The 8,795-nt window shown below is 68.7% G+C and carries 7 protein-coding genes; 3 read left to right on the top strand and 4 right to left on the bottom strand.

Annotation, left to right across the window (positions count from 1 at the left end; translation table 11 throughout):
- Positions 1-151: 151 nt before the first annotated feature.
- Both G6016_RS16450 and pgi read right to left on the bottom strand, forming a co-directional pair.
- Positions 152-736 (bottom strand): dihydrofolate reductase family protein, encoded by a 585-nt coding sequence (locus G6016_RS16450; RefSeq protein WP_182633670.1) that lies wholly within the window; start codon positions 734-736, stop codon positions 152-154.
- A 77-nt stretch (positions 737-813) separates the two neighbouring features.
- On the bottom strand, positions 814-2,460 hold the full coding sequence (pgi, locus tag G6016_RS16455) for a glucose-6-phosphate isomerase (protein WP_182633677.1): 1,647 nt from the start codon (positions 2,458-2,460) through the stop codon (positions 814-816).
- Between the two features lie 66 nt (positions 2,461-2,526).
- Between pgi and G6016_RS16460 the strand changes: the two genes are divergently transcribed.
- Complete coding sequence (locus G6016_RS16460) at positions 2,527-3,318, top strand: DUF5701 family protein (RefSeq protein ID WP_338403657.1); 792 nt, start codon at positions 2,527-2,529, stop codon at positions 3,316-3,318.
- Positions 3,319-3,331: 13 nt separating this feature from the next.
- Here the strand turns inward: G6016_RS16460 and G6016_RS16465 are convergent, their stop codons facing one another.
- Complete coding sequence (locus G6016_RS16465; RefSeq protein ID WP_182633671.1) at positions 3,332-3,613, bottom strand: chorismate mutase; 282 nt, start codon at positions 3,611-3,613, stop codon at positions 3,332-3,334.
- A 57-nt stretch (positions 3,614-3,670) separates the two neighbouring features.
- Here G6016_RS16465 and G6016_RS16470 point away from each other — a divergent pair, with 57 nt between their 5' ends.
- On the top strand, positions 3,671-5,095 hold the full coding sequence (locus G6016_RS16470) for an amino acid carrier protein (RefSeq protein ID WP_182633672.1): 1,425 nt from the start codon (positions 3,671-3,673) through the stop codon (positions 5,093-5,095).
- 72 nt (positions 5,096-5,167) lie between these two features.
- Positions 5,168-7,756, top strand: a complete 2,589-nt coding sequence (locus tag G6016_RS16475; protein ID WP_182633673.1) for a UvrD-helicase domain-containing protein — start codon at positions 5,168-5,170, stop codon at positions 7,754-7,756.
- 277 nt (positions 7,757-8,033) lie between these two features.
- Here the strand turns inward: G6016_RS16475 and G6016_RS16480 are convergent.
- The coding region (locus G6016_RS16480; protein ID WP_241730406.1) for a M23 family metallopeptidase at positions 8,034-8,795 on the bottom strand (762 nt) is incomplete at its 5' end.

Below are 8,795 nucleotides of genomic sequence, written 5' to 3' on the forward strand. Positions count from 1 at the left end.
CCCGTCCGCGAATCGTTCCCGGCTATAACACTGTTTCGAACTTGAGTTCCAGCGTACCGACATCCCGGGGCGGTGGCAAGGGTGTTCGATAGATTAGTTCGATCAAATTCGAAAAGTTTCGGCGCGGGTGTCGCGTGGGGCTCGGGCTTGGTCAGCTGTCGGTTCGGGGCTCGGGGCCGACCACGTCGAAGAGCATGGCGGTGAATTGGCCGTCGGTTTCCACGTCCCGCCGGTGCAGGCGCAGGCGGCGAGGCAGGAGCGGGCGGCCGGCGCCGAGCGTGACCGGGCACTGGTGGATCCATACTTGGTCGAGGAGGCCGAGATCGGCGAACTGGCCGGCGAGGTCGCCGCCGCCGACGATCCAAACGTCCTTGCCGTCGGCGGCATTCACCAGTTCGGACTGCAGGTCGGCGATAGGGCTGGAGGTGAAGGTCACGCCCGGCGTCGGGTCGGGGTCGCGATGGGTGACGACCCAGGTGGGCTGTTCGTGCGGCCAGACGAACGGATCCCCGCTGGCCGTCAGTTCCCGGCGGACCCAGTCAAAGGTGTTGTAACCGCACACGATTGCGCCGACGCCGGCGAAGAACCTGGAGAAGTGGAGCCGGGGGAGTTCGGGCGCGGACTCTGGCGCGGACTCTGGGGCATCCGATTCGGTCGTGAACAGCCAGGACAAACTCTCCCGGTCGTCGGCGATGTAGCCGTCTAGGCTCGTGGCAGTGCAGAAGATCGTGGCCATGGCGTGACGATGTCACACGGGTCCGACAGTCCTGCCCGCGACAGCCGGCCAGTGGTAGCCGGCCCGGGCCAGCTACGTCAGCGCCGTCCGCGCGCCTCTCGATAGATGTCGATCAGGGCATCGGTGGAGGAATCGAACTGATCTCCGGGATGCGCGTCGGCGGTCAGGACGTCCAGAAGGGTCCCGGCCTGCTTCTTGCCCAGCTCCACGCCCCACTGGTCGAACGCGTTGATCCCCAGGATCGCGGCCTGGGTGAACACCACGTGCTCGTACAGCGCGATGAGCTGCCCCACGACGCCCGGCGAGAGCGACGGCGCGAGGATCGTGGTGCTCGGCCGGTTCCCGGGCATGACCTTGTGCGGCGCGAGGGCGGGATCGACGCCGTCGGCGAGCAGCTCCTCCTCGGTCTTGCCGAACGCCAGCACGCGCGCCTGCGCGAACATGTTGGCCATCAGCAGATCGTGCATGGAGCCGGTGCCGTCGGCGGTGGGCAGGTCCTCGCCGGGGATCGCGACGCCGATGAAGTCGACCGGCACGAGCTGCGTGCCCTGGTGCAGAAGCTGGAAGAACGCGTGCTGGCCGTTGGTGCCGGCCTCGCCCCAGTAGACCTCGCCGGTCGCGTACGACACGTCCGAGCCGTCGAGCCGCACCGATTTGCCGAGGGATTCCATGGTGAGTTGCTGCAGGTAGGCGGGGAATCGCGCGAGGTCCTGGACGTAGGGGATCACGGCCTTGGACTGGGCGCCGAGGAAGCAGGTGTACCAGATGCCGAGCAGTGCCAGTAGGACCGGCGCGTTGTCCGCTGGGGCCTCGGTGGCGAAATGCAGGTCCATCGTGTGGAAGCCCTCGAGGAACTCGACGAACGCCGCCGGCCCCACCGTGAGCATCACCGACAGGCCGATCGCCGAGGATACCGAGTAGCGGCCGCCCACCCAGTCCCAGAACTCGAACATGTGCGCCGCGTCGATCCCGAAGTCCGCGACCTTGTCCGCGGCGGTCGAGACGGCCACGAAGTGCGACGCGATCGCGTCCTCCGAGCCCAGTTCCTCGATGAAGTGGCGCCGCGCGGCGTGCGCGTTGGCCATGGTCTCCTGCGTGGTGAAGGTCTTGGACGCGACCACTACAAGTGTAGTGGCGGGGTCGATCTCCGCGAGGGTCGCCGACAGGTCCGCGGGGTCGACGTTGGAGACGTAGTGCGCGCGGATCCCGTCGGCCTGGAAATGCCGCAGGGCCTTGTCGACCATCACCGGCCCCAGGTCGGAACCGCCGATGCCGATGTTGATGACCGTGTCGATGCGCTGGCCGGTGTGGCCGCGCCACTCGCCCGAGCGCACGCGGTGCGCGAAGGCGGTCATGCGGTCCAGGACGCCGTGTACGTCGGAGACCACGTCCTGGGCGTCGACGACGAGGTCGGCGTCAGCCGGAAGGCGGAGCGCCGTATGGAGGACCGCCCTGTCCTCTGTCGTATTTATATGGTCTCCCCGGAACATGGCGGCTCGCTGCGCCGGCAATTGGGCGATGTCGGCCAGCTCCGTCAGGGCCGTGAGGATCTCGTCGGTGACCAGATTCTTCGACAGATCGATGTGGAGGTCGCCCGCGGTGACGGACAGGCGGCGGCCCCTCTCCGGATCGTCGGCGAACATCTCCCGCAAGGACACCTCGCCGATGGAGGGGAGCAGGTCCTCTACAGCTGTCCACTGGGCGGTCGTGCTGATGTCCGTCATGGATCGGTCCGTCATGCATCCGAGGTTAGTCGGGAATGCGGGCGCTCCGCCGGGCGTTCAGAGGACGTGACCCCGACAGTTCATCCAGATGTTCCCGGCGCCTCCGGTGCCACCTCCATCCCGCTGGCCGTGCAGACCGAACGGCTCATCGAGCTCGGCGTCCCGGGCCTCGCGGGAATCTCCGACGACGAATTCCTTGCCCATGCCGACGCGTTGGCCGGGGCTGATGCTCAGGCGGGGGCGGCGGTCCAGCCGGGGGAGGCGGCTCAGTCCGAAGAAACTGCCCAGTCCGGGGGTTCCTTTGCACGATTGCTGGCCGTTCATCCATCGCTGGTTCCGGTCGCGCGGCTGGCCGAACTCATGACCCGTGAGGGCAGGGCCGGCTTCGTCGTCGTCGACATGGTTGATCTCGCCGACTTCACGCCCATCGACGACATCACCTCGACGGCGGGGTTCTCGGTGCCCGACGCCCCGCTCTACCTGGTCGGCGACGTGACGCGCGGCGATGACCTGCTCGGCTGGACCCCCGACGACGCCGGACCCGAACTGGCCGCGCGCGGGCGCACCCCGCTGACCATCTCCGAGGGCGTCAGCTGGCTTCTGCAGCAACCCGAGGTGCTCGAGCCCGGGGCGTGCTTCATGTGCATCGGGTCCCGCAAGCGCAAGGCCGGTCCTGCCGCTGGGCGCAGAGCCGCGGCTGGTCTCGACGCGCGGACCCCGGCGCTGTGGATCAGCGGCGGCACGGGACGCGACGGGCGCGAGAACAAGGGCGCGCCCAAGCTCGGCTGGTGCTGGGCGGGCAATCACCACACGTGGCTGGGCTTCGCCTCTGCGTCGGGGCGGCGCGGGCCGGGGTGAGGCGCCTCGCTGTCTACTGCCCGAGCCGTCCGCGGCCCAGGCGCAGCAGCATTCCCGCGAGGGTCTGGCCCTCCTGGCCGAGGACGGAGAAGCGCTCGTAGACCTTGAGCTCGCGGGTGTGGACCAGTTTGGTGCCGCCGGACTGCATCCGGGTGCGGCCGATGCGCTTGGAGATCTCGCTGCGACGCTGGATCGACTCGAGGATCTGGGCGTCCAGGCGGTCGATCTCCAGGCGCAGTTCCTGGATCTCGGCCTCGGACAGCGGATCGTCGGTCCCGGCGGGGTCGGTGCTCATGCGCAGAATTATCCCACTGTGCCACGAAACGGGTGCGCCTGCGTCTAATGTTCCCCCGTGCAGACTTTCACTACGATTCTCGCTGACATCGGCTCGGTGATCTGGGGGCCGTTCGTTCTCATCCCGTTGCTGCTCGGAACAGGCATGTTCCTGACGATCCGGCTGCGGATGTTGCAGTTCCGCAAGCTCGGGCCCGCGCTGCGGCTGGGGCTGCTCAAGCGCAAGGACGACGGCGGCGTCGGCGACATCTCCAACTACCAGGCGCTGACCACCGCGCTTGCCGCGACCGTCGGCGTGGGCAACATCGTCGGCGTGGCCACGGCCATCGCGCTCGGCGGGCCGGGCGCGCTGTTCTGGATGTGGATCACCGCGCTGCTGGGCATGGCGTCCAAGTACTCGGAGGCGTTCCTCGGCGTGCGCTACCGCATCACCGACGCGCGCGGCGAACAGTCCGGCGGACCCCAGTACTACCTGCATCGCGGGTTCGCGGAGGTCTTCGGCAAGACCGGCGGCAAGATTGGCCTGGTGCTGTCCCTGATGTTCGCGGTGTTCGCCGTGCTGGCCAGTTTCGGCATCGGCAACATGACGCAGGGCAACGCGGTGGCCACCCAGATGGAGAACTCGTTCGGTCTCGATCCGATCATCACCGGCATCGTCCTGTTCGTCCTTACCGGCGCCGTGCTGCTCGGTGGCATCAAGTCGATCGGCAGGGTGACGGCCGGATTCGTGCCGCTGATGATCCTGCTGTACATCGTCGGCGGGCTGATCGTGCTGGTCGTCAACGCCGAGCACATCCCCGGCGCCCTGGGGCTCGTGTTCACCGACGCCTTCACCGGCACTGCGGCGGTCGGCGGCTTCGCGGGTTCAGCGATCCTCTATGCCATCCAGATGGGTGTCGCGCGCGGCATCTTCTCCAACGAGTCCGGCATGGGTTCGGCGGCGATCGCGGCGGCCGCGGCCAAGACCACCCACCCCACCCGCCAGGGCCTGGTCGCCATGACGCAGACGTTCATCGACACGATCATCGTCGTCACCTTCACCGGCCTGGTCCTGGTGACCACCGGCGTCTGGAAGCAGGGCGGCGATTTTGCCGGCACCATGACCGCCGACGCGTTCGCCTCCGCGCTTCCGGACGGCGACAAGCTGGTCGCGGTGTCGATCGCCTTCTTCGCGTTCTCCACGCTGCTCGGCTGGTCGTATTACGGCGAGCGCTGCATGGAGCGGCTCGTCGGCGCGGGCGGCGTGATCCCGTACCGCATGGTGTTCACCTGCGTGGTGTTCATCGGCGCGATCACCGAGCTCGAGATGGTGTGGAACTTCGCGGACGTGATGAACGGGCTCATGGCGATCCCGAACCTCATCGGCCTGCTGGTCCTGTCCGGGCTGATCGTGCGGGAGACCAACCGCTACCTCAGCAATGATCCCAAGCTCACCGCCAATGCCGCGCAGGTGGAGGAGTTCATGGCGGCCAGCGAGAGGTAGCGGGCCGGCCCGGCGGCCCCGGCGCTCGCGGGCGGGGCCGGTGTCGGAGCCGGTGGGTAGATTGGTCCCACGATGACCGACACCGCACACGCTCCCGCCCCGCACACCTCGCCCCTTCTGGACGGCCTCAACCCGCCGCAGGCCGCCGCGGTCACCCACCGCGGCGGCCCGCTGCTGATCGTGGCCGGTGCCGGTTCGGGCAAGACCAGCGTGCTCACGCGGCGTATCGCGTACCTGCTCGCCGAGGGCGGGGCGCACCCGGGGCAGATCCTGGCCATCACCTTCACCAACAAGGCCGCCGCCGAGATGCGCGAGCGGGTGTCGGCGCTGGTTGGGCCGCACGCGGAGCGCATGTGGGTGGCGACCTTCCACTCCATCTGCGTGCGGATCCTGCGGGCGCAGTCGGCGCTGCTGGGCACGCGGAACTCGAACTTCACGATCTACGATTCGGATGATTCGCGCCGCCTGCTGGGGATGATCGCCAAGGAGCAGCAGCTCGAGCTCAAGAAGTTCACGCCGCGGATGCTGGCCTCGGTCATCTCCGGTCACAAGAACGAGTTGCGCGATCCGTCGGAGGCCATGGACCGGGCGCTCCAGGATTCGGACCGCACGGGCCAGACCATCGCGGCGGTGTACACGGAGTACCAGGCGCGGCTGCAGTCGGCCAACGCCTTCGATTTTGATGACCTGATCGGCGAGACCGTGGCGCTTCTGCGCGCGCACCCCGAGGTGGCCGCCTACTACCGGCGCCGCTTCCGCCACGTCATGGTGGATGAGTACCAGGACACCAACCACGCCCAGTACGTGCTGGTGCGAACCCTCGTCGGTGGTGCGGTGGGAACCGGGGGAGAAGGAGAGTACGACGACGACGAGGTCGGCGTCCCCCCGGCCGAATTGTGTGTGGTCGGTGATGCGGACCAGTCGATCTACGCGTTCCGCGGGGCGACAATCCGGAATATCGAGGACTTCGAGCACGATTATCCGGACGCCCGCTCGATTCTGCTGGAGCAGAACTATCGGTCCACGCAGACGATCCTGCAGGCCGCCAACGCGGTGATCTCGCGCAATCCCGGGCGGCGGGAGAAGAACCTGTGGACGGATGAGGGCACCGGCGAGTTGCTGGTGGGGTATGTCGCGGACAACGAGCACGACGAGGCGCGGTTCATCGCCGGCGAGATCGATCGGCTGGTGGATTCAGGCGGGTACTCCTATTCCGATGTGGCCGTGTTCTATCGGACCAACAACTCCTCTCGTGTCATCGAGGACGTGTTCGTGCGGCTCGGGTTGCCGTACAAGGTGGTCGGCGGGACGCGGTTCTATGAGCGCAAGGAGGTGCGCGACATCGTCGCGTACCTCAAGGTGATCGCCAATCCCGAGGACACGGTGGCGTTGCGGCGCATCCTCAACACGCCGCGGCGGGGGATCGGTGACCGGGCCGAGGCCTGCGTGGTGGTGCATGCCGAGCAGCGCGGGATCGGTTTCGGCGAGGCGCTGCGGGATGCCGCCGAGGGCAAAGTGTCGTTGTTGCCGACGCGGTCGGTCAAGGCGATCGCCGGGTTCGTCGCGCTCATCGACGAGCTCCGGGGACGCCTCGACGGGCAGGACCACGCCGGCGGGGAGGGCTCCGTCCCGGATGTGGGGGAGCTGGTCGAGGCCGTACTCACCACCACCGGGTACCGCGCTGAGCTGGAGTCGTCCAACGACCCGCAGGACGCGGCTCGCCTGGACAACCTCAACGAGCTGGTGGGCGTGGGCCGCGAATTCTCGTCGGAGGCGGCGCTGCAGCTGTCGGCGCGGGAGCAGGGCTTCGGCCCCGACGCCGAGGCCCCCGCCGACGCAGTCCCGGCCACCGACTCCGATGCAGCCCCCGCCCCCGCCCCCGATGCCGATGCCGAGCTGGAGGAGGGCCTCGACGAGGGGCTGGCCGCGCCCGGCTCGCTGGCGGCGTTCCTCGAGAAGGTCTCGCTGGTGGCCGATGCCGACCAGATTCCCGATGAGGACGAGGGGCAGGTCACGCTGATGACCCTCCACACCGCCAAGGGGCTGGAGTTCCCGGTGGTGTTTCTCATCGGGCTGGAGGACGGGATGTTCCCGCACATGCGTGCGCTCGGTGACCCTGCGGAGTTGTCGGAGGAGCGGCGGCTCGCGTATGTGGGGATCACGCGTGCGCGGAAGAAGCTGTACCTGTCGCGGGCCATGATGCGCTCGTCGTGGGGGCAGCCCATGACCAATCCGGGTTCGCGGTTCCTCGAGGAGATCCCGTCCGAGGCGATCGAGTGGGAGCGCGAGGAGCCGGCCGGTGGTGGCTTCGGGGACAGGGATTTCGGCGGCGACTCGTTCGGGGGCCGGCGTCGCTTCGGCGGCGGCTCGGGTGGCTCGGGTGGCTACGGTTCGAGAGGCTACGGGTCCGGCGGGTACAGTTCGGGCGGCTCGCGCGGCGGCGGGTCAGCGGGCGGGGCGGCCGGCATCCCCAAGGCTCGGGCGTCAGCGCCGGCGTTGGAACTCGCGCCCGGCGATCGGGTGACCCACGACAAGTACGGGCTCGGCAAGGTGCTCTCGTGTGACGGGAGCGGGCCGCGGGCCACGGCGACGATTGACTTCGGGGCGTCGGGCAAGGTCCGGTTGATGCTCATCGGGGGCGTCCCGATGCAGAAGCTGTAAGTCCCCGGCCAGGCGGGCGGGCCGCAGCCGCAATGCTTGCCAGCCAGAACGCCGACAGCCGGCAGCGCTCGCCCCGCGGGGGTTATGCGGCGTCGCGGTCGCCCAGATGCCGCATAGGGTCCGCACAGTCGACAGCAAGAGTGCATACCTGCGTGGCCTCAGACGGCCACCGCGTCCAACACGCCTGGAATGCGGAAGGCGGGCGCCGGGAGAAGTCCGGGCCCGCCTATTCGGAAGTCTGTTGAGCTGGAGCGCTGGAGCGTCCGTCGAGCGTTGGTCAGTAACCCAGCGATCCCTGTGCGGAGGAGGATCCCGGGGCTCCCTCGGAGGAGCCGACCGTGGCGCCGGCGATCTCGAGGCCGTGCTGGAGGAACCACGTAACGGGGTCCATCTTCTGGCCGTCGACCTCGACCTCGAAATGCAGGTGCGAACCGGTGGAGAAGCCGAGGCTGCCCATGCCGGCGATCTTCTGGCCGGCGACGACCCGGTCGCCCTTGGCCACGTCGAGGGTCTCCATGTGACCGTAGGTGGTCATGACCCCGTCGTCCGACATGATGCGGATCCAGTTTCCGTAGCCCTGGGCGGGGCCGGAGTCGACCACGGTGCCGTCGGTGGCCGCGAGGATCGGCGTGCCGACCGCGTTGGCGATGTCGATGCCGCTGTGGAAGCTGCCCCAGCGCATCGCGTACGGCGAGGTGAAGGCCCCGAGGGCGGGAATGGCGATCTTGGGGCGCCGTGCCTTTTCTTCCTCGATCTCGCGCTGGGCGTTGATCTCGGTGCCCGCGTACAGCATCGCGGAGTGCACGTCGGGCGCATCGTCGGCCGGGGCCGAAGCGGGAACCACGAGCTCAGGTGCGGACGGGGTCGGCGCGGCGGACGTCGTCGGAGTCGCGGACGACGTCGAAGGCACCTCGCCGCCGTTGGCGAGAAGGGCGATGTCGCCCGCCTCGGTGGCGTGGGCGGAGCTGGTGCTCATCGCCGACCCGGCAGAGGCGGCAGAAACGGCGGCGCCGGCGGCAACCGCGAGCACCGCGGCGCG

The sequence above is a fragment of the Dietzia aerolata genome (assembly GCF_014144865.1).
Taxonomy (GTDB): domain Bacteria; phylum Actinomycetota; class Actinomycetes; order Mycobacteriales; family Mycobacteriaceae; genus Dietzia; species Dietzia aerolata.